The 25,836-nt window shown below is 56.6% G+C and carries 18 protein-coding genes and 2 riboswitches; of the genes, 8 read left to right on the top strand and 10 right to left on the bottom strand.

The window, feature by feature from the left end:
- Nucleotides 1-74: 74 nt before the first annotated feature.
- Nucleotides 75-419 carry a helix-turn-helix domain-containing protein gene (locus MHI24_RS18335; RefSeq protein WP_340020965.1) on the top strand — a complete coding sequence of 115 codons (345 nt, stop codon included), beginning with the start codon at nt 75-77 and terminating at the stop codon, nt 417-419.
- A gap of 92 nt (nt 420-511) precedes the next feature.
- On the opposite strand, the gene MHI24_RS18330 is transcribed toward MHI24_RS18335, so the two are convergent.
- Complete coding sequence (locus tag MHI24_RS18330; protein ID WP_340020964.1) at nt 512-661, bottom strand: anti-repressor SinI family protein; 150 nt, start codon at nt 659-661, stop codon at nt 512-514.
- A 28-nt stretch (nt 662-689) separates the two neighbouring features.
- Nucleotides 690-774: riboswitch (cyclic di-GMP riboswitch) on the bottom strand.
- 548 nt (nt 775-1,322) lie between these two features.
- Here MHI24_RS18330 and MHI24_RS18325 point away from each other — a divergent pair.
- Entirely contained in the window at nt 1,323-4,190 is a 2,868-nt protein-coding gene (locus MHI24_RS18325; RefSeq protein WP_340020963.1) for a 2-oxoglutarate dehydrogenase E1 component, read from the top strand.
- 58 nt (nt 4,191-4,248) lie between these two features.
- The gene (odhB, locus tag MHI24_RS18320; protein ID WP_340020962.1) at nt 4,249-5,553 is read left to right on the top strand and encodes a 2-oxoglutarate dehydrogenase complex dihydrolipoyllysine-residue succinyltransferase; all 1,305 of its coding nucleotides are present in this window, start codon (nt 4,249-4,251) and stop codon (nt 5,551-5,553) included.
- Nucleotides 5,554-6,381: 828 nt separating this feature from the next.
- Here the strand turns inward: odhB and MHI24_RS18315 are convergent.
- The 3 genes from MHI24_RS18315 to MHI24_RS18305 all read right to left on the bottom strand — a co-directional run bounded on the left by MHI24_RS18315 (nt 6,382) and on the right by MHI24_RS18305 (nt 10,162).
- Entirely contained in the window at nt 6,382-7,641 is a 1,260-nt protein-coding gene (locus tag MHI24_RS18315) for an OFA family MFS transporter (RefSeq protein WP_340020961.1), read from the bottom strand.
- A 131-nt stretch (nt 7,642-7,772) separates the two neighbouring features.
- Nucleotides 7,773-8,504: a LytTR family DNA-binding domain-containing protein gene (locus tag MHI24_RS18310; protein ID WP_340020960.1), complete on the bottom strand. Its 732-nt coding sequence runs from the start codon at nt 8,502-8,504 to the stop codon at nt 7,773-7,775.
- Entirely contained in the window at nt 8,501-10,162 is a 1,662-nt protein-coding gene (locus MHI24_RS18305; protein WP_340020959.1) for a sensor histidine kinase, read from the bottom strand. The genes MHI24_RS18310 and MHI24_RS18305 overlap by 4 nt, the downstream gene beginning before the upstream one ends.
- 172 nt (nt 10,163-10,334) lie before the next feature.
- Between MHI24_RS18305 and MHI24_RS18300 the strand changes: the two genes are divergently transcribed.
- A complete protein-coding gene (locus tag MHI24_RS18300) occupies nt 10,335-10,913 on the top strand; it encodes a nucleotidyltransferase family protein (RefSeq protein WP_340026723.1) in 579 nt (192 codons plus the stop codon).
- Nucleotides 10,914-11,045: 132 nt separating this feature from the next.
- On the opposite strand, the gene MHI24_RS18295 is transcribed toward MHI24_RS18300, so the two are convergent.
- Together MHI24_RS18295 and MHI24_RS18290 are read right to left on the bottom strand one after the other, a co-directional pair.
- The gene (locus MHI24_RS18295) at nt 11,046-12,563 is read right to left on the bottom strand and encodes a methyl-accepting chemotaxis protein (protein ID WP_340020958.1); all 1,518 of its coding nucleotides are present in this window, start codon (nt 12,561-12,563) and stop codon (nt 11,046-11,048) included.
- A gap of 102 nt (nt 12,564-12,665) precedes the next feature.
- Nucleotides 12,666-14,135, bottom strand: coding sequence for an NAD(P)/FAD-dependent oxidoreductase (locus tag MHI24_RS18290; RefSeq protein WP_340020957.1), 1,470 nt, complete (start codon nt 14,133-14,135; stop codon nt 12,666-12,668).
- Nucleotides 14,136-14,341: 206 nt separating this feature from the next.
- Nucleotides 14,342-14,441, bottom strand: a riboswitch (purine riboswitch).
- Between the two features lie 225 nt (nt 14,442-14,666).
- Here MHI24_RS18290 and MHI24_RS18285 point away from each other — a divergent pair.
- Nucleotides 14,667-15,761 carry a GGDEF domain-containing protein gene (locus MHI24_RS18285; protein WP_340020956.1) on the top strand — a complete coding sequence of 365 codons (1,095 nt, stop codon included), beginning with the start codon at nt 14,667-14,669 and terminating at the stop codon, nt 15,759-15,761.
- A gap of 10 nt (nt 15,762-15,771) precedes the next feature.
- On the opposite strand, the gene MHI24_RS18280 is transcribed toward MHI24_RS18285, so the two are convergent.
- Nucleotides 15,772-18,909, bottom strand: coding sequence for an EAL domain-containing protein (locus MHI24_RS18280; RefSeq protein WP_340020955.1), 3,138 nt, complete (start codon nt 18,907-18,909; stop codon nt 15,772-15,774).
- A gap of 284 nt (nt 18,910-19,193) precedes the next feature.
- Between MHI24_RS18280 and MHI24_RS18275 the strand changes: the two genes are divergently transcribed.
- Together MHI24_RS18275 and MHI24_RS18270 are read left to right on the top strand one after the other, a co-directional pair.
- Nucleotides 19,194-19,337: a hypothetical protein gene (locus MHI24_RS18275; protein ID WP_167336675.1), complete on the top strand. Its 144-nt coding sequence runs from the start codon at nt 19,194-19,196 to the stop codon at nt 19,335-19,337.
- A gap of 165 nt (nt 19,338-19,502) precedes the next feature.
- Nucleotides 19,503-21,995: a TPM domain-containing protein gene (locus MHI24_RS18270; protein WP_340020954.1), complete on the top strand. Its 2,493-nt coding sequence runs from the start codon at nt 19,503-19,505 to the stop codon at nt 21,993-21,995.
- A 68-nt stretch (nt 21,996-22,063) separates the two neighbouring features.
- Here MHI24_RS18270 and MHI24_RS18265 read toward each other — a convergent pair whose 3' ends face one another.
- Nucleotides 22,064-22,936 carry a LysR family transcriptional regulator gene (locus tag MHI24_RS18265; protein WP_340020953.1) on the bottom strand — a complete coding sequence of 291 codons (873 nt, stop codon included), beginning with the start codon at nt 22,934-22,936 and terminating at the stop codon, nt 22,064-22,066.
- A 112-nt stretch (nt 22,937-23,048) separates the two neighbouring features.
- Between MHI24_RS18265 and MHI24_RS18260 the strand changes: the two genes are divergently transcribed.
- On the top strand, nt 23,049-23,501 hold the full coding sequence (locus MHI24_RS18260) for a rhodanese-like domain-containing protein (protein WP_340020952.1): 453 nt from the start codon (nt 23,049-23,051) through the stop codon (nt 23,499-23,501).
- 97 nt (nt 23,502-23,598) lie between these two features.
- On the opposite strand, the gene MHI24_RS18255 is transcribed toward MHI24_RS18260, so the two are convergent.
- Together MHI24_RS18255 and MHI24_RS18250 are read right to left on the bottom strand one after the other, a co-directional pair.
- Nucleotides 23,599-24,387: a formate/nitrite transporter family protein gene (locus tag MHI24_RS18255; protein WP_340020951.1), complete on the bottom strand. Its 789-nt coding sequence runs from the start codon at nt 24,385-24,387 to the stop codon at nt 23,599-23,601.
- 340 nt (nt 24,388-24,727) lie between these two features.
- Complete coding sequence (locus MHI24_RS18250) at nt 24,728-25,822, bottom strand: toxic anion resistance protein (protein ID WP_340020950.1); 1,095 nt, start codon at nt 25,820-25,822, stop codon at nt 24,728-24,730.
- Nucleotides 25,823-25,836 lie beyond the last annotated feature (14 nt).

The raw sequence follows: 25,836 nt of genomic DNA, 5'->3' as shown, positions 1-25,836 counted from the left end.
CTTCCGGCTCCGTTTTTGTCGGTGATGCGGATTTTTGTTATACTGTTAGCAAAAAATACGGAGGGCGTGTAATCGTGTCAGATACGTTGGGAAGCCGCATCCACAAACTCCGTCAGGAGAAGGGGTACTCTCTATCCGAGCTTGCGGATAAGGCGGATGTAGCGAAATCATACCTCAGTAATGTGGAACGGAACATCCAATCGAACCCGTCTATTCAATTCATTGAGAAGATTGCCGATGCGCTTCAGGTATCCATTCACACCGTACTGTATGGAGCGCCCCCGGAGGCTGAGGAGCCGGCGCTGGACGGGGAATGGTTCCGGCTCGTTCAGGAAGCGATGGCTTCCGGAATCAGCAAACGCGAATTCAAGGAATTCCTCGATTACCAGAAATGGCGCATGGAGCACAAGGATCACTAACCGCGGTTGTATGCCGCAGGGCATACAGAAAAGGCACAGCGTACCGGTACGCTGTGCCTTTTCTGTATGTATCCGAAGCAATGATGACCGTCCTACATCGCCTGGAGTGCCTTCTCGCTTAAGAAACGGCGGATCTCCTCCGCCTGAATGCCTGCCTCCCGGGCAGCCATCAGCAAGTACACCCATTCTAAATCCAATTCAACTGCCCGCAGCTCGTCATTCCCCTGGTTGGACTTATCCAAGAAATCTCCTCCTAGAATTTGCGCGTCCCCAGGCAGTCCGGCCATCATAGTATTTCTACTTTAGATCCGAGACTTTGTGCCCCTGCCTTTCGGCAGGTTTACCTTTAACTGGACCCTTTACATGAAAGGATCTGGCATGAATACATGAAACCGCTCTTACGCAACTACATTATACAAGATCATGTGCGAATAGTGTGTCGATTTCTGGAATTTTTTTATGTGAAGTTGTGAAGAACCTTAGCTAAAAATGCCAATGGCTTGTATAAATAGTTCCAAATCCCGTTCAAAGGTCCGGCAGCAGGGTACATAATACTTAGAGAATCTTTTCCCGCTTTGGGACAATATATAGAAACAATTACCCATTTCACCAAAAATCAAACATCTAAAAGTTTATTTATTCATATTTTATCGATATGTCTAAACATATAGGGAGGCCCCCCTTTCCAAGGGGATAGCTATACGCAATTCATTGATGATAGTTGCGTATGAATTCTATGATAAATCATACCTTTTTGCGAACGGATTGGAACAAAGTATGAATTGATTACCCTGCCGGAAAGTAGCACAATAAGGTGAGAATGAAACCGCAAACATTGTAACTCCGCCAAGCGGCACTCTTGTCTGCCCGAAGTGGAGTTTATCCTGTTAGGAGGACCTATTCATGGCAATCAAAGAGCCCTATAGTGACACGGTTTGGAGTAAATACTACGGCCCCAACCTGGGCTACATCCAGGAAAGATATGACCAGTTTGTCAAGGACCCTTCATCTGTCGAACAACATTACCGCGATCTGTTCACGGTATCCGGCCCGCCCCCTCTGGCCCCGGATGCGGAGAGAACTCCGGCTCCGGCGGTTACAGCCGATGCCAGCTGGCTGAAGAAGGCCGTCAAGGCCTCGAAGCTGATCGCCAATATTCGTATATACGGCCATATGGCCGCCGACATTGACCCGCTGGAGCGCAAGAGCAACCCGATGGCCAAATGGCTGGAGCTGGAGACATACGAGCTGACCCGTGAGGATCTCAATGCCATGCCCGCCTCCCTGATCTGGGACAATGCCCCGGAGGATGTACGCACTGCGATGGACGCTGTCCACAGAATGCGCCAGGCCTACACGCAGACCATCGCCTATGAATTCGGGCATGTGCACGATGAACGCGAGCTGCGCTGGCTGAACAGCCAGGCGGAGTCGATGACCTCCCCTGCCCCGCTGAACAACGCCGAGCGCAAGGAGCTGCTGAAGCGGCTGGTTCAGGTGGAGCATTTCGAGACCTTCCTGCACAAGACGTTTGTCGGCCAGAAGCGGTTCAGCCTGGAGGGCAACGATGCCCTTGTGCCTATGCTGGATGAGATTGTGCGGGCTGCCGCCCATGACGGTGCAGAGCATATCCTGATGGGGATGGCCCACCGCGGCCGGCTTAATGTGCTGGCGCATATTCTGGGCAAGCCTTATGATATTATTTTCTCGGAGTTCCATCATTCGCCGAACAAGGAGCTGTTCCCTTCCGAAGGCTCGATGGGGATCAACTACGGCTGGACCGGCGATGTGAAATACCATCTCGGCGCCGACCGCGCCGTCCGCCAGGGCGAAACGGTACGCACCCGGATCACGCTGGCCAATAACCCGAGCCACCTTGAATTCGTCAACCCGGTGGTCGAAGGCTTCACGCGTGCTGCCCAGGAGGAGCGCCGCTCCCCGGGCCTGCCGAAGCTGGACACGAACAAGGCGGTGGCTGTGCTGATGCACGGCGATGCAGCCTTCCCTGGCGAAGGCATTGTGGCAGAGACGCTGAATATCGGCAAGCTGCAGGGTTACCAGAACGGCGGAACCGTGCATATTATCGTCAATAACCGGATCGGCTTCACGACGGAGAGCGAGGATTCCCGCTCCACCCATTATGCCAGTGACCTGGCTAAGGGCTACGAGATTCCGATTGTGCATGTCAACGCCGATGATCCCGAGGCCTGCATTGCCGCTGTCCGTCTGGCCAGCGCTTACCGCCATATGTTCAAGAAGGACTTCCTGATTGACCTGATCGGCTACCGCCGCCACGGGCATAACGAGATGGATGATCCCGATACGACCCAGCCGCTGGTCTACGGCAAGGTACGCAGCCACCCTACGGTCTACCGGCTGTACGCCGAGCGTCTCCAGCGTGAGAAGGTAGTGACTGAGGATGACGTCAAGGCCATGATTGCCGAGACCGAAAGTGTGCTGCAGCAGGCGTTCGAGCAGATGAAGGAGGGCAAGCAGAAGGGTACGGAGTCCAAGACCGCTGTAGCGCTGGACGCCGACCTTCCGGCCAAACGCCCGACCGCCTTCCCGCTCGCCGGCCTGCAGGAGATCAACCGCGAGCTGCTGCGTGTGCCGTCCGGCTTCAAGGTCTATCCGAAGCTGGAACGGATTCTGCAGCGCCGCAAGGATGCGCTGAATGACGGGGAGCGTGTGGACTGGGCGCTGGCGGAGACCCTCGCCTTCGCTACCATTCTGAAGGACGGCACTCCGATCCGCCTCAGCGGCCAGGATTCCCAGCGCGGCACCTTCGCGCACCGCCATCTGGTGCTGCATGACAGCGAGAACGGCGAGCTCTATTCTCCGCTGCATCAGATCAGCGATGCCCGCGCCTCCTTCGGTGTCTACAACAGCCCGCTGTCGGAAGCCTCGGTGCTCGGGTTCGAATACGGGTACAATGTGTTCGCGCCGGAGACCTTCGTCATCTGGGAAGCGCAGTACGGCGACTTCGCCAATGCGGCCCAGGTCATTATCGACCAGTTCATCTCCGCCGGCCGGGCCAAGTGGACGCAGCGCAGCAATCTGACGATTCTGCTGCCCCATGGCTATGAAGGCCAGGGACCGGAGCACTCCAGCGGCCGGCTGGAACGCTTCCTCCAGCTCTCCGCCGAGGAGAACTGGACGGTGGCCAACCTGACCTCCGCCGCGCAGTACTTCCACCTGCTCCGCCGCCAGGCATCACTCGGCGGGCAGGCAGATGCCCGGCCGCTGGTCATCATGGCGCCGAAGAGCCTGATCCGCAACCAGCGCAGCACCTCGCCGGGAGCGGACCTCGCCTCCGGAACCTTCCAGCCGGTGCTTCCTGAGCCGCTGCTGGGCAGCAAGCCGGAAGCAGTGAAGCGTCTGGTCGTATGCAGCGGCAAGGTCGCTATTGATCTGCAGACGGAGCTGGAGGCCGGACGCGATACAGACTGGTCCTGGCTGCATATCCTCCGTATGGAGCAGCTCTATCCCTTCCCGGAACGGGAGCTTGCTGCCCAGCTCAGCACACTCCGCTCGCTGGAGGAGATCGTATGGGTACAGGAGGAGCCGAAGAACATGGGCGGCTGGACCTATGCCGATTCCCGGCTCCGCGCCATCGCTCCGCAGAACGTGTCCGTCCAGTATATCGGCCGTCCGGAGCGCTCCAGCCCGGCCAGCGGCTATGCGGAGGTTCACACCTTCGAGCAGCGGCGGATTGTCAGGGAAGCCCTGAAGCTCAATACTCAAGTGCAAGCACCAGTACCGTCCTCCTGATTGCAGCAGGACGGTCTCACGATCATACAATCCACTATATTTGGGGAGGTAACGGCCTGTGTCCGAAATCAAAGTACCCGATCTGGGCGAATCCATTTCCGAAGGAACGATCTACAAATGGCTGGTGAAAGAGGGCGACACTGTCGGCCAGGGGGATGTGCTTGCCGAGCTTGAGACCGACAAGGTCAATCTGGAGATCAGCGCGGAGGAGGACGGCGTGATCTCCTCCATCCTCCGCCAGGCGGGCGACAATGTTGCCGTAGGCGAAGCCATCGGCATCATTGACACCGCCGCCGGGGCGGGGGCTGCTGGCAGCGCACCTGCTGCTGCCAGCGCACCGCAGGGCGGCAGCGCGCCTGCGGCTGCCGAGCCTGCGCCAGCAGCGGCTGTTCCCGCCGCTGCGGCTCCTGCCGCCGCCGAAGTTGCGGCGGCCGGCGCTGCGGCCCTGGCTTCGCCGGGGGCGCGCAAGCTGGCACGGGAGCGGGGCATCGACCTCGGCGAGGTCTCTGCCCGCGACCCTATCGGCCGGATTGGCCAGGCCGATGTGAATGGCCATAGCGCAGCTGCGCCGCAGGCGGCTGCGCCAGCGGCTCCGGCGGCGCGGCCGGAGCCGGCGAAGCCGTCCGCTGCGGCGGGCAAGGCGCCGCACGCCGAGGACGGCAAAGCGACCGAGCGCAAGCGCATGTCGCGGCGGCGGCTGACCATTGCCAGCCGCCTCGTCGAAGCGCAGCAGACGGCAGCGATGCTGACCACCTTCAACGAGGTGGACATGACCGCGATTCTCGACATCCGCAAACGCCGCAAGGATGCCTTCAAGGAGAAGCACGAGGTCGGACTCGGCTTCATGTCCTTCTTCACCAAGGCTGTCATCGGCGCGCTGAAGGCCTACCCGATGCTGAATGCCGAGATCGACGGCGAGGATCTCCTGCTGAAGAAGTATTACGACATCGGCATTGCCGTAGCCGCCAAGGAAGGCCTGGTCGTTCCGGTCGTCCGCGATGCGGACCGGCTGAGCTTCCCTGAGATCGAGCGGCAGATTGGCGAGCTCGCCTCCAAGGCGCGGGCCAACACGCTCAGCCTGCCGGAGCTGCAGGGCGGAACCTTCACCATCACGAACGGCGGCGTGTTCGGGTCCCTGCTGTCCACACCAATCCTCAACACCCCGCAGGTCGGTATTCTCGGGATGCACAAAATCCAGCTGCGCCCCATCGCACTGGACGAGGAGCGCACCGTCAACCGCCCGATGATGTACATCGCCTTATCCTATGATCACCGGATCGTAGACGGCTCAGAGGCCGTCAGCTTCCTGGTCAAGGTCAAGGAGCTGCTGGAAGACCCTGAGGCGCTGCTGCTGGAAGGCTAAGCCCCCGGCCCATCGCTTCTCCAACCATTTACCTGATGAACACAAAGGCACCCGCTGGAGCGTAACCCTACGCTTCCCGGATGCCTTTTTTGTTATATCCGCTGATTGTGCCCCCGCCTCCGCCATACCCGCTTATGCCACCATCCTCCTGTCTGTTTCCGGCAGCCACCCTCGATGTACCCACTGTGGTCGGTTTTCCGATTACATTCTGCCTACGCACCCTCAACGTGCCCATTGTGGTCGGTTTTCCGATTACATTCTGCCTACACACCCTCAACGTGCCCATTGTGGTCGGTTTTCCGATTACATTCTGCCTACACACCCTCAACGTGCCCATTGTGGTCGGTTTTCCGATTACATTGGAGCCGATTGCCTTGCGCTTAGTCATTCAGCCCACGCACCTTTCGCGAGTCCATTGTATACTGTTTTCAGCATACATTCCGCCCACGCGCCCACACTGCGCCGAATGTGTTCGGTTTTTCGCATACATTCCTTCCACACGCCCACACTGCGCCGAATGTGTTCGGTTTTTCGCATATATTGATCCCATGCGCCCACGCTGCGCCGAATGTATTCGGTTTTTCGCATACATTCCTTCCACACGCCCACGCTGCGCCGAATGTGTTCGGTTTTCCGCATACATTGTATCCAGTTTTCCGCATACATCATCGCTTCCCCAACAACGAAAAAGAGACACTCCCCCACCCGCTTACGCAAGCGCAGGAACGCCTCTTCTCCAAACTAATCTCTTTGTTTTTTGACTCTTGTCTCTTGACTCTTGTCTCTTTGTCTCTAATTATGTCCAGCCGACATATTGCTATATATGGTTTAAGCTGAATGCCGTGAAGGCTTCAGACTCATTCCCTTGGCTTTGGTCCGTCTTGCCGCTACCGGAGGCTTCAGCGAAACTGCCAGAAGGCAGGCCAGGACACACAGCAGGCCGATGATGATGAAGGTGGGCTTGAATCCGCCCAGGAAGGCGGCGATGAACGAGCCGGACAATGCGCCGATCCCGAAGCCCTGGTAGACGATGCCATAGTTCTTGCTGTGGTTCTTCAGACCGAAGAAGTCGCTGACAATCGCCGGGAAAATGGTGATGTTGCCGCCGAAGCAGAAGGCGATGGCCGCAACACAGGCGAAGAACAGCCCGTAGCTGAGCGTAGCATAGCTGAGGGTGAACATCGCAATAGCCGTGACCGCCAGAGTGGCACTAATCAGCTTCAGCCGGTTCATTTTATCAGACAAAGCCCCGAGAATCAGGCGTCCGGCCGTATTAAAGATGGCAATCATTGCCACTGCATTCGCTGCCGCCGCTACATCCAACCCCGCCAGCTGCACGCCGATGTCCTTCACGATTCCGATCAGATAGAGCCCGCTCATGCAGGCGGTGAAGAAGATTACGAACAGCAGGTATGCTTCCTTCGTGCGCAGCATTTGCTTCACGGTATAATCCTTGGGCAGCACTGCCGCCCCAGATGCCCGGTTTCCTGCCGCAGGTGCAGCAGTTGCCGGAGCAGCCGCAGGTGCTTCCCGGACCAGCAGTGAGCCGGTCACAATCATCACCATGACGATCAGGCCCCAGTACAGAAAAGCATTCGACACCCCCGCCGATTCAATCAGGCTGCCGTTGATATATTTGAAGATCAGACTGCCTGTTCCGTATGCTCCTACGGAGACGCCGGAGATCAGCCCTTTGTTCTTCGGGAACCACTTCATCAGGTTGGACAGTGACGTAATGTACGCCGTTCCGTCGGCATATCCGACCACAACGCCGGCCAGCAGGTAGAACACCGGCAGAGAGCTGGCCTGCGAGCTTAACATCAGCCCCAGCCCGAGCATGATTCCGGCCGCGGCGGTCAGTCTGCGGAGGCCGAACCGGTCCTGCAGCTTCCCGGCGAATAATGTAGCGAAGGCCAGGGCGAAGCTGGTGATCGAAAAAGTTATAGAAACCGAGCTGAGCTCCCAACCGAATTTGCTGACCAGATGGGCATTGAACAGGCTCCAGGTATAAATCGTCCCGAGTCCCATTTGCATAATCACTGTGCCCAGTACAATGAGCCACCGTTTGCTGGCTGTATCCGTTATCATGAGAATTCCTTCTTTCTCTCTGAAGTCGCTGTAATCGCTTCAAGGCTTGCTTTGCCTCTTCATTGTAGCGAAAAGAGCAAATTCTGAGAGAAATCCGGAATGAGATGACAGAGACAAGGAATGAATTGCCGTTAGAGGCGCATAAGCTGCCTGAATTCCTTCACCTTGCTGCGGCTGACCGGAACCTCGAACTCCAGATCGCGCAGCCGCAGCAAATAGGTATTATTGAACCAGGGGATGATCTCCTTGATTTTGGACAGGTTGACAATGTAGGAGCGGTGGCAGCGGAAGAACTGCTCCTGGGGCAGACGGGTGTGAAACTCGCTGATGCTTAAGGACATGCTGTATTCCTCCCCCTTAGTGATCACACTCGTCGTCTTCTCCTGAGCCGAAGCATAATAGATCTCGTCCGCATCGACGACGATGATCTTTTCATTTTTCCACAGATTGACCTTCCCGCTGCTGGGCTTAACCGCACCTTCCTTCCCCTGGCGGCTTCCGGCCGCGATCGCTCCTTCCAGCTTCTTCAGCATCGCTTGGATACGCGCCTCACTGTAAGGCTTCAGAATATAATCGAACGCTTCTATCTCGAAGGCCTCAGCGGCATGCTCCTTATAGGCGGTGATGAATACAATGTACGGCTTGACCGCGAACCGGCTGATATTATGCGCAAGCAATACCCCGTCGATGGAGGGCACATTGATATCCAGGAAAATCACCTCCACCTGCTCCGTCTGCAGATATTTCAGCGCATCCAGCCCGTCCTCGAATTCCGCGGCAATCTCGAACCCGCTGTGTGCCTTAATCAGATAAGCCAGCTCCTGCCTGGCCAGCACTTCGTCCTCGACAATAATCGCTCTCATCGCTGCTCCTTTATCACATCAAAATAGATTTCCGTCCCCTTCGCCAGCCGGTGGATGGTCAGCCCCGTGCCGTAGATCAGCTTGATCCGCTGGTGCACGTTGTAGAGGCCGATTTTGTTGCCTTCCATGCTTCCGCTGTAGACCTTCGCAATCGTCTCTTCACTGATCCCCGCTCCGCTATCGGCAATTCTCACCCTTACGCGGTCTCCGCGGTCCTTAACTGAGATCTCTACCGTTCCCTTGCCCTTCGCCTTCAAAATACCGTGCACAATCGCATTCTCCACCAGCGGCTGAATAATCAGACTCGGAATCCGCACCGCCAGCTCATCAATATCATACACAACGCTCAGGCGGCTGCCGAAGCGTGCCTTCTCAATCTCGACATAATGCTGAACCTGCTGCAGCTCATGCCGGATGTCGATGAATTCATCGTTCAGCTCCAGATTATAGCGCATGTAGCCCGACAGATTGACGATCAGCTCGCGTGCCTTGTCCGGGTCCACCCGGATCGAGGAGATAATGGCATTCAGCGCATTGAACAGAAAATGGGGATTGATGCTCGTTTGCAGCGCTTTGAGCTCGGCCTTGTTGGCCATCTCTTTGATCCCCTCGACCCGCGACACCTCCATCAGCGTGGAGATGATCTGCGACAGCCCCACAGCCATCGCCTGGAGGGAATAGGTGATTTTGTGGGCCTTGGTATAGTAGATCTTGAGTGACCCCGTCACCTCGCCCTTCTCCTTCAGCGGAATGATGATCAGCGAGCGGATATCCCGGTTCAGGTACTCCGTATCATCATCGCGGATGGTGATCTCCCCGCTGCTCAGCGTCTGCTTGGTCTCCTCACTGATAATCTCATTGGCCTCGGCATAATACTCTTCCCCGACCCCGACATAAGCCAGAATCACCCGGGTATCGGTAATGGCCACCGCATCCGCTCCGATGTCGTCTTTGATAATGCCGCAGATGGTGCGCAGCGACTCCGGATTAATACTGCGGAAATAGGGCAGCGTCTTGTTGGCAATATCCAGCGCAAGCTTGGACTGCATGGCGGCAATCCGTTCCTTCTCTCCCTCTACGCTCTGCACCAGAGTAACGATCAATCCGGCACAGACCTGACCGGTAATCATCGGAAAAGCAATCTTCGACACGATATCCACCCCCAGCGAATGGGGATCAGCCATCATCAGGATCAGCGCCATCGTCAGCGCCTCGCAGGCCATCCCGGCGGCAATGGCGGCCATCCAGCGGCGGCCCGGGGAGGTGCGCCGGTAGATAATCCCGGATACAATCCCAGCCGTAACACTTGTTATCAGGCATGGAAGCGAGGTCACCCCGCCGATATCAATCAGGAAGCGGTGCACACCCGAGATGACCCCGGTAATCAGCCCGACCCAGGGGCCGAACAGAATGCCGCCGGTGATAATGGCGATGATCCGCACATTGACCAGCGATCCCTCCACGTTAATGCCGCTGTAGGTTCCGAAGATGGCGAACAGGCTGAAGATCACTGTAACCATCGCCAGCTCCTGCGGAGCATGGACCCCTTTGGCAAAAATCTCTTTAAACCTCGGCACCCGGGTCAGCACGAACAGGCACATCAGCAGCAGCGCTGCCCGCTCAAACAATTGCAGCAAAATACTCAGATTATATTGCACATTCACGCCTCCACCAGATGTTCTACGGGTTCATTATAAGATGGGGCCTTTCTTATAGCAATCGGGTCAACGCTCTCTGTGCAAATGGTATATAATGGACAGACCGGGTACAGCGCTAGGGAAGAACGCCTGCATGTATTCCTTAATCAGCGATAAGGAAGGGGTGCCAAATATGCAGCTCCATAATGAATCGGACATTCTCCGGGTGGTGAAGGAGGATGCCTGGATGATGGAAATTCTGGCCTCAGCCGCTGCGCTGCAACTGCCGGACTGGTGGGTATGCGCCGGGTTCGTGCGCTCCAAGATCTGGGATGTGCAGCACGGATATACGGAGCGGACCCCGCTCCAGGATATTGATGTCATCTACTATGACCGCAGCGAGCTGGGGGAGGAGACCGAGAAATTAAGGGAGGCCGGCCTCACGCAGCAGCACCCCGGCATTCCCTGGTCGGTCAAGAACCAGGCAAGGATGCATAAGGTGAATGATCTGAAGCCTTACCGGTCCTCCACGGATGCCATGTCCATGTTCCCGGAGACGGCGACAGCGCTCGGCCTCTCCCTCCGCGGGGACGGCGAAGTGATTCTGGCCGCTCCCCATGGGGTAGAGGATGCGCTTCAGCTGGTGGTGCGGCCCACGCCTTACTTCGCCGCCAATCCGCATCTCTGGCCGGTCTATGAGAAGAGAATGGCCCGCAAGAACTGGCAGAGCATCTGGACCGGTGTGCGGGTGTTACCGGCAGGGAAGCGTTAGCGGCAGCCTGCGCCACAGTTAGTATGCTACCGCCCTAACTATTACAGCCGCTGCCCCGCTTCACCGGGCAACATCCTAAACAAAGAGCAGGCTGTTCCCTGCCGGGGATAGCCTGCTCTTTGTTTAGTAGCCTTACACCGCCAGATCAATTCCGACCACACCGACGATCTCTCCCTGTTCGTCCGTGATCGTTCTGGAGAGGGTGATGCAGGAACGCTTCGTAATCGCCGATACATACGGCTGCGATACGAACTGCCCTTCCTTCATTGCCCCGTTCCACCAGTCACGGCGCTTCGCATTCAGCAGCCCGGCCGCAGGCTCAGAATAGATAAATGTACCGTCTGTCCGGTTCGACCAGATCGCCTGCACATCCGGCGCCTGCCGCATACACGCCGCCAGCACCCGGCCATGGATATCCGCATCAGGAGGATACAGCTCCGGCTTGCCAGCTATGGTCTGGAGCAGGGCCTGCATCTCCTGCAGCCGGGCCGAGTATTGGCCCATCTCAATAACCTCACGCCCGGCAATGCCGTTCACCGAATGCTGCAGAGCCTGAGACTCCAGCAGCAGGCTGGCGCTGATTCCGTTCAGCTGCCCGATCTGTGTCCGCTGGCGCGTCACCTGCTCCAGGGTGAGATCGACACCGGCGATCGTCTCATTGACAATGCCCACCGCGCCGCTCAGCTCGCCGGTCATCTCTTCAATCAGCCGGCTCTGCTGCTCGGCCGCTGCTGCCGATTCCGTCACCACCGTGCCTACCTCCTCCACCCGGGCCGAGATCTCCCCGAGACGCTGCTTCACGGTCGCCACTTCATTCACGCCATGCTCTACCGCCGCCTGTTCCTTCGTTACCGATTCCAGCACCTCGCGCATGCCGCGGTTGAGATCCAGCAGCACAGCGGAGGAGCGCTCCACCGAGTCGCGGCTCTGATCGGCAAGCTGCCTGATCCGTCCGGCCACCACCGCGAAGCCCCGGCCCGCTTCCCCTGCCCGCGCGGCCTCGATAGAAGCATTGAGAGCCAAGAGCGAGGTCTCATTGCCGATGCCGACGATCAGGGCATTCATCTCCTCGACCATCGCAATATGCCCGCTTAATGCGGTGAATTTGTCCAGCATATCGCCACTCTGCTTCTGGAGCCCCTCCATAACCCCGTCTGTATTCTTCAGCGAATCCACCATCTCGGCCATTCCCGCGCGCGCCGCCTGCATCGCCGTGTCCAGCCTGGCAGCCAGCTCTTCAATCTGTCCGGTCACTGCCGCCACTCCGCCCATCGTGGCAAAAGCGCCCTCAATATTCGCCTTCGCCTCATTGCTGCGGACCTGCAGGTCCACTTCATAGGCATGGGAATAATCTGCGGTCTGCTGCAGCCCTTCGGTATGGCGGGAAATCTCCTCCAGTGCGCCGTGCAGCCGGTCTGCGGTAACCACAATCTCGTTGCCAAGCTGCTCCACTCTGCCTCTGGCATCCGCCAGCTCCCGGACGCTCTGCGCCCCGCGGCGCCAGTTGTCCAGCACGAATCCGGCAAGCGCTGCCGCCAGCAGCAGATAGACCAGCTTATGCCCCCAAAACATCTCAAGCCACGAGCCGTATAGACCTACACACAGCAGCAGAACAATGGTTACAGCCGCCTTCCCCCGGTGAATTCCCATTCTGTACGCTCACTCCACTCTATCATGTTATGTATTCTAACATTATAGCAGCAGAGTTAAATTAAGGAAACTATTTTTATGCATCCATCATTCTACAATCGTCTATGCTCTTTCAGCAACCGGTGCCGCCGGAGTTGCTGCCGGCCGGTTCGCCATCATCCCCCGGGCAATCCAGACGCCGGCTGCTCCGGCCTGGGCCAATCCCCGGGTAATGCCCGCGCCGTCCCCGCCGCAGTAGAGCCCGGAGATTTCGGTCTCGAATTGTTCGTTCAGCTTCGGGCGGGCGGAGTAGAATTTCGCCTCCACGCCGTAGAACAACGTGTGCTCAGAAGCAATCCCCGGTGTCACCTTCTCCAGGGCCTCGACCATCTCGATCAGGCTTTTCATCGTGATGTACGGCAGGACCAGCCCCAGATCGCCAGGCACCGCTTCCTTCAGCGTAGGCTCCAGGAAGCCTTCCTTGATCCGCGTCTCCGTAGAACGGCGGCCGCGCAGAATGTCCCCGTACTTCTGCACAATGACACCGCCGCCCGACAGATCGTTGGCCCGCTTGCAGATTTCCCTCGCGTATTCATTCGGCTTATCGAACGGCTCCGTGAAGGTATGCGAGACCAGCAGAGCAAAGTTCGTGTTCTTCGAGCCGAGCGCAGGGTCCTTATAGGAATGGCCGTTCGCCGCCATCACGCCGCTGTGGTTCTCCACGACCACATGCCCCGAAGGATTGCTGCAGAAGGTGCGGACCCGTGTGCCCACCGAGGTGTTGAAGATGAATTTGCCCTCATACAGATGCTCATTGATCTCCCGCATCACCACATCGGAGGTCTCTACACGCACCCCTACATCGACCTGGTTATTGTACATTTTGAGCCTGCGCTTCTTCAGCACCTCAGTCAGCCAGGCCGAGCCGTCCCGTCCGGGGGCGATCATCACCTGAGGGGCCCCATAGCTCTCCCCGTTCTTCAGCGTAATCCCTGTAATGCGGTGGCCGCCGTCTTCCTTGACGGTCACAATATCTTCAACCTCTGTTTTGAACAGCATATCAACCCGTGTCTTCAGATATTCATAGATGGATTTCAGAATCTCCAGATTCTGCTCCGTGCCTAAGTGGCGGACCTGTGCCCGCAGCAGCTTCAGACCGGCAGCGTATCCCCGCTGCTCAATGCCGCGGATACTCTCCGTCGTCGGATCGGTAATCACCGGCGTTGCGCCGTGCTCCAGGTTGATGCGGTCCACATACTCAATCAGCTCCGTCACCTTGGAAGGCGGCAGATAATCCGTCATCCAGCCGCCGAATTCGGTGGTGATGTTGAATTTGCCGTCACTGTACGCGCCCGCGCCGCCGAAGCCCGCAGTAATGGAGCAGGCCGGCAGACAACCGGCGAATTCCTTGCGGCCGGAGGCTGGCGGGCAGAGCTGGATTTTCTCCTCCAGAATCGGACAGCGGCGGCGGTAAATATCATGTCCCTTATCCACCAGCAGGATCTTCATCTCAGGCGCCTTAAGCGTCAATTCATAACAGGCGAAAATGCCGGCCGGACCGGCTCCCACAACAATCACATCGTATTTATTCATAGCTTCAGTTCCTCCTGGGGTGAAACGGCTTCGTCCCTGATCCACAGCACCCGAAGCGTTCCAGTGATAGATATCAGTTCACTTACGCAAACACACAAAATAGCCCCACAAAGTGATGTTATAGCTTCGATGCATACTCAGGTACTTTCCGGGGGCCCCAAAATATAAATTCTTTCACACAAAAAATCCCGGCCACTCCATAGGTATGCAAAATGCACCCTATTCGTAGCCAGGAATTTACGGTCCCCTGTAGAAACCCCCAAACCTTATCTTCGGGGATATACGAACAACTGCGCCCGAATTTCCGGGGCAATTGGAATTCTACAGAAAAAATGCGAATGTGTCAATGACAATTACATTAAATAATTCGTTTTTAGACAACAATAAAGTTGTAATTCATTAATCGACCCAATCACATCTGCCTAAACACGAACATTTCCCTGATTATCACCTGAACTCGAATCATGAAGGAAAATAGTGATATTTGTCGAATATAGTAAGTATATCGTCACTGGAAAAGAGGATTATCCTATGCACATCCCGCCGCCAACTCCCCGCCAAATGCACTGGAACCGTGTGCTCCTCAACGCTTTCTGGGTGGTGTTCCTGGTCTATCTGTCCAGCCAGCTATATGTCGCCACCGCGATGCATAACCGCCCGCCCGGGAGCTCCGCCGCAGAATATTTCCTCTTGCACATTGCATCTCCAGATTTCGTACTGTTCATTATACTGCTGGTTCTGGAAGCTATTTATAGATATAAACCGTTGTTATCCGAATTATCGATCATTCTGGCAAGCCATGTGTACGGAATACTAATTATCATGAATCTCAGTGCAGACTACCATGTGAAGCCTCTGATTATGGTGCTGCCGATGCTGGCCTCCATGATCTGTCTGAAGGTGAACTATCTCAAGTTCTCTTCATTCATCTGCCTGATCTACATCAGCCTCCTGTTCCTCAATACCTCCGTCTATGATTACACGCTGCGTGTCCAGAACATCATCATTACCCTGATCCTCGCCGGGACTGCGCTGGCCGGGTTCGTTGTCATTGCCCGCGGCCGTGATCTCATGCAGTCGCTGGAGAATTCAGTCAAGTCCGAGCAGGATCTGCGTATTCAGAATATCATTATGGACCGCTTGTCCAAAATCGACCCCCTAACCGATCTGTACAACCATAAGACCTTCCATGAATATCTGGGCTGGCTGATCGAGCATCAGCAGAGCAATCCTTTTCCTATGCAGCTGGCAATTGTGGATATCGATAATTTCAAAAAAGTAAATGATCAGTATGGACACTGGGTCGGGGATATTGTGCTGAAGCAGGTGGCCGCAGTGATGCTGGAGCACATCGGAACGGATGACTTCGCCGCCCGCTACGGCGGGGAGGAATTCGCCATTATCCTGACCGCCAAGCCGCTGGAGGAATCCGGCCGGATTATGGAGCGGATACGGAGCGGCATCGCCCGCCTTACGGTCAGCGAGATGGAGAATCATCCGGTTACCGTCAGTATTGGAATGCATGATTACCGGGGCAGCGATTCCAAGACCACTACCTTCCAGCAGGCGGATGATGCTCTGTACCAGGCCAAAAAGACCGGCAAGAACAGGATGGTTATCCTGTAAGCCCCCCCTATTACCGGTCTTCTGCCTGCTCCCCTCCCTGCGGAAGCAGCAGCCCGATGACCTCCTGCTGCGGCACCGGACGGCTGATCAGATAGCCCTGCACCTTATCACAGTCGGAAGCCCTGAGGAATTCCAGCTGTCCGGCATCCTCAACGCCTTCGGCGACAACATCCAGCCCCATTTTGTGGCCCAGGACAATGATCATCTGGACAAAAGCTTCGCTGTAGGCCTTATCCTCCAGGGAGTCGATGAAGATTTTATCCATTTTGAGCGTGGAGATGGGCAGCTGCTGCAGATAGCTGAGCGAGGAATACCCCGTCCCGAAATCATCCAGGGCAATCCGGATGCCGCGGGCCTTAAGCGCCTCCAGCTTGCCGACCGTGCTTCCGAACGATTCCATGAATATGGATTCAGTAATCTCCAGCTCCAGGCTGCTTGCAGTAAGGCCGCTCTCCTCCAGACTGTCCAGCACCATCTCCACGAAGTCCTCCTGCAGCAGCTGGATGATGGAGATATTCACCGATATCCGGTAAGGAATTCCGGTAAGCTGGTGGATGCGGTTCATGAACCTGCAGGCCTCGCGCAGCACCCATTCACCGATATAGATAATCAGTCTGGAATCCTCGGCAACCTTGATGAAGGAGAGCGGCGAGACGAACCCGAGAACCGGGCTGTTCCAGCGGATCAGCGCCTCGAACCCGGAGATTCTCCCTGTCCCCAGCTCCAGCTGCGGCTGATAATGCAGCTCGAACTCATTATTATTCATCGCGCTGCGCAGATGCTTCTCGATGTTCATCCGGTCATTGAAGACGGTATGCATCGATTTGTCATACTCCACATAAGTGCCCTTGCCCTCTTCCTTGGCCCGGTACATTGCTACATCCGCATTCATCAGCATCTCTTCGGTCGTCTCCCCGTCCTCCGGGTAATAGGAGATCCCGATGCTGGAGGAGACATACAGATTGCTCTCCCCGATCAGGAAAGACCTGCGGAAGACGCGCATAATCTCCTCCGCCAGCTCCAGCACCTCCTCCCGGCCCTTGATGTCCTTGAGGAAGATGACGAACTCGTCTCCGCCGAGCCGTGACAGCAGATCCCCCTCGCGCATCACCGACTGAAGGCGCTCGCTGGCTTGGCGGATCAGAATATCACCGGATTTATGGCCCAGCGTGTCATTAATATATTTGAAGTTATCCGTATCGACGAACAGCAGCGCTGCCCTGCCTCCGGGAGTCCGGAAATACTTCTCCATCGTCTCCAGCAGACTGAGGCGGTTCGGGAGATTGCTCAGGGAATCCACATAAGCCAGCCGGTGCATGTTCTTCTGGTTCTCCAGCAGCATATCGTATTGGCCTTCAAGCTCCTGCTGGGTCGCGGTAAGCTGCTCATAGGTTGCTTCAAGCTCCTGATAGCTGGTGCTCAGATTGAATTCAGCCTGCTTGCGCTTGCTGATATCGATCAGGGACCCGTGGAACAGGACAATCTGGTCCTTCGGGTCCACAATCGCCTTGCCGCGTACCTCGAACCAGATATATTCCCCCTGATTCGTTCTCATCCGGTATTCTGTCTCGTAGATCGGGGTTAATCCGCTCAGATGCTCCAGTCTTGCCTTGCGGGCCGACTCCTGATCGTCCGGGTGGATGATGCTGAGAACGCCTCCATCGAAGGAGTTAATCTCTTCCTCCGTATAGCCCATCACCTCGTACCAGCGGTCCGAGAGCTTGTAGACGCCGCTCTCCCAGTCCAGCTCCCACATGTACGCACCCGAGCCCTCGGAGGCCAAACGGAACCGGCGCTCACTGGCTGCAAGCTTTTTGAACTGGTCCTGCAATTCCACCTCCGTCGCCGACAGCTCCTCATAGGTGGCCTCCAGCTCCTCGTAGCTAAGCTGAAGCTTAAGCTCATTCTGCTTACGTTCATCAATGTCGATGCCCGCCAGCACATAGATGTTCTCCGCCTCCTCATCCATCCCTTTGATCAGGGTCGTGCGGACAGAGAAATAATGCGCGCCGGGGGAACGGTCAGGAAGCTTCAGCTCTACATTGGTCACGTAATCCTGCTGCACCGCCCGGCTAAGGAGGTCCCTGAGCACAGCTGCCCCGCCTGTGAGGTCAGACAGCTCATCAAGGCTTACGCCGAGCACCTCCTTCTCTTTAAGTCCGGTCATGGCCTCGGCATACCTGTTGAAGCGCACGCTCCGTTTGTCCCCGTGCACCGCCCAGACAATCATTCCGGTATTCTCGATGACATCCTTGAAGAATTCCTGCTCAGAATGAATGGTCCGGCGCAGGCGGCGGATATAGACCCGGAGCAGAATGCCGCCCAAGATCAGAAGAGCGGTTCCAAAGGCAACGCCGGAGATCACCCGGCTGCGCATCACCGTATTATAATGGTCTGAGTGAACGAAGAAATATTGCTGATACAGCTCTTCAAAAGCCCCCGAGCGTTCCAGGCGCGTTAACCGCGTATTCACATAAGATACCAGCTCCGGCCTGGTTTTACTGATGCCAAATGCAACATCCTGGGGGTACAGATTGCTCATTTTACGTATGATATTTCCGGTTAGCCCCTGTTCGACGATCAGATAATCGACAACCCCCTGGTTCTCGAACAGAAGGTCAATCTTACCTTGGCGCAGGGCCTCTAGTGCTTCCGGTACGGTTGCGTATTCTATGTATTGCGAAGAAGGAATACCTACCTTGCTCTGCAGGATGGTCTCGGCGTGCTGCCCCCGGCCAACTCCTATCCTATACTTGCTTAACGTGTCCAGCTTCACCTCATCCCGCAGCTCCTGGCGCGAATAGACGGAAATGTAGCTCTTCAGCACCGGTCTGGAGAACAGGACGTCCTGCTTCCTCTCCTCGCTGACAGCCATCAGCCCGGTCGTGTCAATGCTGCCCCCGGCCAGCTTGCGGTATGTCTCCTCCCATTCCCCGGTGCTGAACCGGATGCGGTATTCCTGCTTCTCAAACACCATACTTGTCAGATCAATGTCGAAACCTGTCAGATAGCCATTCTGTATGTACTTATAGGGCGGATACTCCAGTTCTGCCTGGTACTTGATCTCCTGTCTTTCGGCATTAGCGGCAGCGGGGGGTGCAAATATGAGCACCATGCTGAGTAGAAGCAACAATTGACACCGCTTCATCGCAATTCTCCTTTATCCAACTGATATCGGCTAACGTATGTATACAACCCTATTCGACAAAATATGGTAGGGTTCCTGCTCATTCTGCTTCAAAACTGATAAAATGCGCATATAACGCATAATCGTTTTCTTTATCACTCTGGAAGCAAAAAATTTTAGATTTATATTGCTTTTTACGTTTAAAATGTGGATAATATCAATAACAGTTGATAATGATTATCATTATTGGATTTCTATCACCCATCCATATTCCTATATTTGAGTTAAAAGGAGACTGAAGACCCATGAACGCAGCCACTACCCGGACCGCCTTGCAGGTTGACGATTATCTGGATCTGCTCAATCTTGCTGTAAAAGTCGGAGATTTGAAATGGCAAAAAGAGATCAAATCCAGATTGCAATATATCCTCTGTCTGCAAACGAGATAGTCCGTTTTGTGATATAGCCGCATCCCTGCGAGGGAGGCGGTTTTTTTTGCGTTTATGGGCTTATTGAGAGCCGATTGCGCGGAAGCAGCCATCGGAATGTGTAATGATATAGTATAATAAACAGCATACTATGAAGAATAGCTTACAGATCGGAGTGTTGTCAGATTGAGAAAAATCCTCGCCTTGGTCTTACTATTGTCGCTGCTGTGGATACCCGGGGTCTATGCTGCGGGGCTTCCCGCACAGCAGGGAGTGATTACAGATGAAGCCGGACTGCTGAACTCACGGCAGATAGAGACCCTTACCCGGCTGGCCGACACCGACCGTTACACCTTCCATGTTCTAATCATAGACTCGCTGGACGGGGCAGATGCGGCCGAATATGCCGCAGAGGCCTATGATACCTGGGGGCTGAAGCCCCGGGACATCCTGCTGCTGATCAGCTACGGAGACCGGCAGACCGAGCTGTCCTTCATCAACAAGGGACTACAGAGTGCGCTGGATTCCTGGTCGGCAGAGCAGGGCGGCGGGGCTGGCAGCGCGGCAATCAGCAGCGTGCTGGAGACGTACTTCAACCCGGCTGCCCGGGACGGGGACTTCGCCGGGGCGATCAGCGCGGTGATGAAGGCGCTGGACTCCATCGGCAGCAGCGCGCCGGGCGGCAGCGCGGACAGCGGGACCGGCGGAGCGGCGGCCGGGAATGGTGAGACTGGCGGAGCTGCGCCAGAGACCGGCGGTACCGGCAGCACGACACCAGAGACTGGCGGGACTGGGAGCACGGCTCCCGGGTCCGGAGGAACTGGCGGAGCTACAGCCGGGACCGGCGGGGCTGCCGCAGGCGGGAACGGCAGCAGCAGCCAAGGCGGCGGCAGGTCCCTCCTGCCGCTGGCAGCAGCCTTGCTCGGAGCCGCCGCGCTTGTTCTGCTGCTATACGTTGTAATTACCGGAATGCGCCGCCGCAAGGCGCTTGCAGAGCAGCGGGAGCAGGTGGCGGACCTGCTGGTGCGGGCGAACCGGGCGCTTGATTCGCTTCAGCCTTTTCAGGGGATCGTCCAGGGCAAGACCGGGGAGATGGTCGAGGGCATCTCGAGACGCCTGACCTCCCGGCTGGTGGAGCTGTCTGCGCTGCAGACCGCCGGACAGACCCCGCTGCCCGCGTTCTTCCGCTTATCGGAGCTTAAGATTGCAGCCGCAGAGCTGGAGCGGACGGAAAGCCAATTCCGCGCTGCGCTTGAGGAAGAGGAGCAGAAGATCGCTGTTGTCAGCGATGCCGACCGGAACGTCAAGCAGGAGATTACCGGGCTGAAGCAGGACGCGCCTGAGCTGGCGGAGCAATTGCAGGAAGCCTCCCAAGAGACCGGTTATCCGCTGGAGGAGATTGCCGAAGACCTGCAGGAGCTGGCTGAAGATACCGCCAAGGCAGAGCAGTTAGAGTTGTTTGACCCCATTGCTGCCCAGGAGATTACCGGCAAGGCGCAGGAGATGCAGAAGAGAATTGAACAGGATATGCAGGATGTGGAGACTTACGAGGAGAAGCTGAAGGCCTTCCCCGGCGTTCTCGGGACTGCCCGCAGCCGCATTGCCGGAATGATCGACCAGCACTCCCTGCACAATATGAAGGTGAAGCCATACGAGCGCCTGGAGCAGGCTGAAGCTGTGGCCCGCTCGCTGGAAGCGCCGCTGCACAGCGGCGATATGGATGAAGTCCGCCGCATCGGGGCGGAGCTGGATGCGCTGCTGGTCGAAGCGGTCGCCATGACGGAGCGCCAGGCCACGCTCCGCGCGAATAACCGCAGGGACCTGGAGAATGTGCGCAGCAGATGGGAGCAGCTCACCCAGCGGCGCAAAATGCTGGAGGGCCAGATTGCGGAGGGGAAGCGCAAGTTCGTGCAGCAGCACCTTGACGAGGCGGAGCAGATGCTGGAAGAGGCCGGGGCCGCCCTGCGCCAGGGCGCGGGTGAATTGCCGCAGATCGAGTCGTGGAACAGCGATACACGCGCCGAATATGACAATGCGCGCAGCGGATTGGACCGGCTGATTGCCCTGCAGGATGAGACGGAGGGCCGGTTCAACCAGATCAGCAGCAGCCTGGATTCCCTGTATGAGCGGCTGGAGCAGTTGAAAAGACGGTTCGCAGACGGGCAGAACCGGGTCGATGCCGCATACCATCTGCTGCAAAGCAGGGGGATCGCTTCACAGGGCCGGTTCCAGCTCTCTGCGCTGCCGGAGTACGCTGTATTGCAGCAAGGCCTGTCCGCCAGCCCTTATAATCTGAAGGATCTGGAGGACACCGAACGCGCCTATGCTTCGCAGATTTCCCACTTCGTAGAGGAAGCGAACCGGCGGGTCCGCCAGAAGGAGGCCGCCGAGCGTGCAGCCAGAATGGCCATGATCGAGGAACGCGAACGCAAGGAGCGCGAGCGCAGGGAACGGGAACGCAGAGAACAGGAGCGTAAGCGCAATTCCTCCGGGCCGCCTTCTGCGGGCGGTGGCGGATTCGGCGGCGGCTCTTGGGGCGGCGGCGGCGGTGGCGGACGCTCCTCCGGCGGTTCCTCTTGGGGCGGCGGTGGCGGCGGGCGTTCCTCCGGCGGCTCCTCCTGGGGCGGTGGCGGAGGCGGAAGCAGCTCCGGCAGAAGCTCCGGCGGCTCCAAGTGGTAGCTTGAGGAGTACGGGATGTAAGAAGGATTCAGCCGGAGTTTGGGCTGAATCCTTTTTTTGCGGGAGCATTACATTGGATGAAGCTCCGCAATGAATTGCGTGAATGCAGGGGAGAGATGCAGCTCCTTGCGGTAGATCAGCTGAATGTAGAACCGCTCTCGTTGTCCTTTTAGAGGTATGCCTGTCAGTGCCCCCGTGCGCAGCTCCTCCTCCACCGAATAACGCGGCAGGAATCCTGTTCCCCAGCCATGCTTCACTGCCTGCTTGATCCCCTCCAGGTTCCCGAACTCCATACCCTCACGGGCGGCTACACCGGATTCTCTGAGCACCTGCAGCAATTGCTTCCGGTAGGTGCAGGTATGCTCTGTCAGCACCAGCACCTCTCCCTCCAGCTGCTCCGGGGTTACTTCCTTCCCGGCAGCCAAGGGATGCTGCGGATGGGTGACTACATACAGCGCCTCTTCCCGCAGCGGCAGAGAAACCAGGTCCTCCGATGAATAAGCCGCATCGAAGATCAGTCCGAATTGAACAGACCAGTCCAGCACCGCTGCGATGATATCCTCCTCAGAACCGGGCTGCACCCGCAGCTGGATTCCAGGATACTGCTCCCGGTAGCGGTGAAGCCGGGGAGGCAGATAGTAGGCGGCCAGTGTCTCGATCGAACCAATGTTCAGCGTCCCCTGGTCGCCGCCGGCGATCACCGCCTTGGCCTCCGCGCTCAGTGCCAGCATCTGCCTTGCATACGGAAGTAAGTTACGGCCGGCGAAGGTGGGAACCATCCCCCGGCCTGAACGTTCCAGCAGCACCGCCCCGTACAGTGACTCCAGCTTGGCAATCTGCGCAGTCACACTCGGCTGGGCGTACCCAAGCTCATCTGCTGCCCGGGTGTAGCTCCCTTTATCCACCACAGCACAAAAGGTCCGTAAATAAGTTAACTCCATGCCGCCCTCCTGAATTATCAAAATTATCTATATTTATTATTACGAACTATAAATAATTCTAATTATAAATCCTTAGTATACTGAAACCAACCCATTCCAAGGAGGAATTCCCATGAAAACACAGGCAAAATCCCTGGTGCTGTCCGTTCCGGCAGCAGACCCGGCGGAGGCAGCAGCCCACTTTGCAGCCAAAGCCGCTTTCGAGACCGATGTGGCCGATGTGGCTTACGATCTTCGTGAAGGTGTAGCAGCCTTCCGGCTGATCGATGTCCGTGATGCCCGTTCTTACGCTGAAGCTCACCTGCCGGGAGCCCTCTCTCTGCCTTATGGGCGGATACACAGCAAATCGCCGGAGCTGTCCAAAGAAGAGGTTCTGGTCGTCTATTGCTGGGGGCCTGCCTGCAACGGGGCCACTGGAGCCGCTGCGCGGCTAGCCGCCCAGGGTTATTCCGTTAAGGAGATGCTCGGAGGCATCGAATACTGGCGCAAGGAAGGCGGCACACTGGAAGGCACGCTTAAAGAGAATGCGCCTCTGTACTGGAATATCTCCAGTGAAACGCCGTAAACTTTCCACTCCCCTAAGCTTGTGCTGCCAGACACACAACAGCGACTCCCCGGTAACCTGAGAATCGCTGTTGTGTGCATTTATGGGCCATTGCCTTTTAATGAGCTTCCTCATCCAGGAACGGCTTGTTGACGTAATAATACATAACCCCCATCAGCACGCCGCCGCCGATGAGATTGCCCAGAGTGACCGGGACCAGATTGTGCACCACGCCTCCCCAGGAGATCGTTCCGGGATGGTCCAGGACAAGCGCAATGGCGAACGTACACATGTTGGCAATGCTGTGCTCATACCCTGAGATGAAGAAGCAGAACACGAACAGCACCATGGCGAACATTTTGGCTCCGTCATGCTTCATCGACATCGGCACGAAGAAGGCCAGGCAGACGAGCCAGTTACAGAGAATCGCCCGGAAGAACAGCTGCAGCGCCGGGGCCTCCATCTTGTGGGCCACTACATTCAGCAGGAAGCCGTTCACCGAGGAATCATAGAACAATCCAGTCAGAAAAATAAGCAAAGCAAACGCCGTAGCGCCAAGGATATTCCCCAGATAGCTGACCACCCACATCCGCACAACCTCGGTCCATGCCAGCTTGCGTCTGAGTGCCGCATACGTGTAATAGAAGGTGTCCCCGGTGAACAGGTCCCCTCCACCGTAGGAAATCAGGATGATGGCTGCGCCGAACGTAATTGCAGCCATCGGATAGGTCATCGGCGATTGTTCCATATAGAAGAAGTTGCCGGTCTTAAAGGCTACGATAACGCCGAATCCGATAAACATGCTGGCCAGCATGGCTCTGGCAATGTACCGCCATACGCTTTGCCGGAAGATCTTTTGTTTCTTCAGCGCCAGCTTCTCTACCTGCAGCAGTGCCTCGTTCTCCACTTGTACCTCCGTATCCGTTTCGTATTTTCAGTGATTCGCAGGAGGCAGATGTACAGCCTCCGGGTTATTATACCCAATAAACCACTGGAAATTGCTTGAATCACAGAACGTCAATAATTCATGGAGTCCGCTTCCGCTCTTCCGCGCTGCTTCAGCAGCCGTTATCCTCCGGGTCATTCAGCCTGGCGATCGTATCCGCCTTCTCATTGCTGGCTACGACGATAAGCACTACGATCAAGCATCCCAGAATTATCATCCGCTTATCCTCTCCCCCATAGGTCGCCTTAGTGACAACTTATGAGGGAGCGCAGCGCAATATGAATAACTGCCAATCAAATCATCAGTTCAAAAAGCTGCTCAGCCCGTTCTCCGCCTGCTTCAGGGCCTGCGGCTGGGATGCCTCGTTCAGCCCCAGCCGGTTGCTGAGCTGGGTGTTGATTGTGGACATCTTGGAGGTGTAATCCTGGCAGCTCTCGATGATCCGCCGGTTGGATTGCTCTGAGGTATCCAGAGCACTGAGCAGATCGCCTATAGCCTGGTTGACGGCTTCGAGCGACATGGACGGCTTGGAGAGCAGCTCTGTTGTCTTCTCTGTTGTGGTGCGCAGCAGCCGCGCATTCTCCTTGAACTGATCTTCGATGGTCTTGTTGGTCGCTTCCACCGCGTTGATGACATTCTCCTGATCGGCCAGGGACATGGCAATCATCGCCGAGACGGTAATCAGGTTGGAGGTCTTATCAATCGCGTTGTTGACGGAGTCAATCAGCTTGTCATTGTTGTCATTGATGATATCTGTTGCCGCAATCGCCTGATTGTAGAGCAGAATCATCTCGGTCATGGACTGAATCCGCACCATTACCTTGCGGAGCCCGCGCTCCAGATACGCTTTGCGGGATTCATTCTCCGGCTTCGCGATCTCGGCCTCGAACAGTTCCTTCAGCTTGTTGCCGAAGGCAATCTTGGTCTGGAGGTTGTAGATCTCCTCCATGGATGTGCGCTTCAGCTGGCGCATATTGACGATGCTCTCCTCCAGCGTATCGCGGCCATCTCTCAAGCCCGTTACGATGGCATCGATGTTGGTGCGCACCGACTGATATTTGTAGACGTAATTCTTCAGCGGGCTTTTGCGCAGCATTTTGCCGAAGAAGCTGACATTCTTGCTCTGCTGCAGCGTCTCGCACTCGTTCCGCAGCTTCATAATCATGTTCGGCACTTCCACCCGCTTGCCGCTCATCAGGTCATTGACCGGGCGGTCCAGCAGCTTCAGGGTCTGTCCTGCCTTCTCCTGCGTCTTGACGCCCAGCCTTCCGATATCATCCATCAGGGAATCCAGGGCTACGGTATCGGTCTTGGCTACCTGCTCGATTAATTGGGACGCTTCCTGAACGACCTTTTGTTCATCTTCTTTTTTGAGCTCAATCAACTGTGTGGACATGGTTCTCCTCCTCT

It is taken from the genome of Paenibacillus sp. FSL K6-1096 (assembly GCF_037977055.1).
GTDB lineage: Bacteria > Bacillota > Bacilli > Paenibacillales > Paenibacillaceae > Paenibacillus_AQ.
The sequence above is the reverse complement of the archived record's forward strand: the minus strand, read 5'-3'. Positions and strand labels throughout refer to the sequence as shown.

Bases quoted from the DNA above. Each gene is read 5' to 3' on its own strand.
- MHI24_RS18325 (WP_340020963.1), top strand. From the start codon at position 1,323: ATGGCAATCAAAGAGCCCTATAGTGACACGGTTTGGAGTAAATACTAC.
- MHI24_RS18315 (WP_340020961.1), bottom strand. From the start codon at position 7,641: ATGATAACGGATACAGCCAGCAAACGGTGGCTCATTGTACTGGGCACA.
- MHI24_RS18310 (WP_340020960.1), bottom strand. From the start codon at position 8,504: ATGAGAGCGATTATTGTCGAGGACGAAGTGCTGGCCAGGCAGGAGCTG.
- MHI24_RS18300 (WP_340026723.1), top strand. From the start codon at position 10,335: ATGCAGCTCCATAATGAATCGGACATTCTCCGGGTGGTGAAGGAGGAT.
- MHI24_RS18295 (WP_340020958.1), bottom strand. From the start codon at position 12,563: ATGGGAATTCACCGGGGGAAGGCGGCTGTAACCATTGTTCTGCTGCTG.
- MHI24_RS18290 (WP_340020957.1), bottom strand. From the start codon at position 14,135: ATGAATAAATACGATGTGATTGTTGTGGGAGCCGGTCCGGCCGGCATT.
- MHI24_RS18285 (WP_340020956.1), top strand. From the start codon at position 14,667: ATGCACATCCCGCCGCCAACTCCCCGCCAAATGCACTGGAACCGTGTG.
- MHI24_RS18280 (WP_340020955.1), bottom strand. From the start codon at position 18,909: ATGAAGCGGTGTCAATTGTTGCTTCTACTCAGCATGGTGCTCATATTT.
- MHI24_RS18275 (WP_167336675.1), top strand. From the start codon at position 19,194: ATGAACGCAGCCACTACCCGGACCGCCTTGCAGGTTGACGATTATCTG.
- MHI24_RS18265 (WP_340020953.1), bottom strand. From the start codon at position 22,936: ATGGAGTTAACTTATTTACGGACCTTTTGTGCTGTGGTGGATAAAGGG.
- MHI24_RS18260 (WP_340020952.1), top strand. From the start codon at position 23,049: ATGAAAACACAGGCAAAATCCCTGGTGCTGTCCGTTCCGGCAGCAGAC.
- MHI24_RS18250 (WP_340020950.1), bottom strand. From the start codon at position 25,822: ATGTCCACACAGTTGATTGAGCTCAAAAAAGAAGATGAACAAAAGGTC.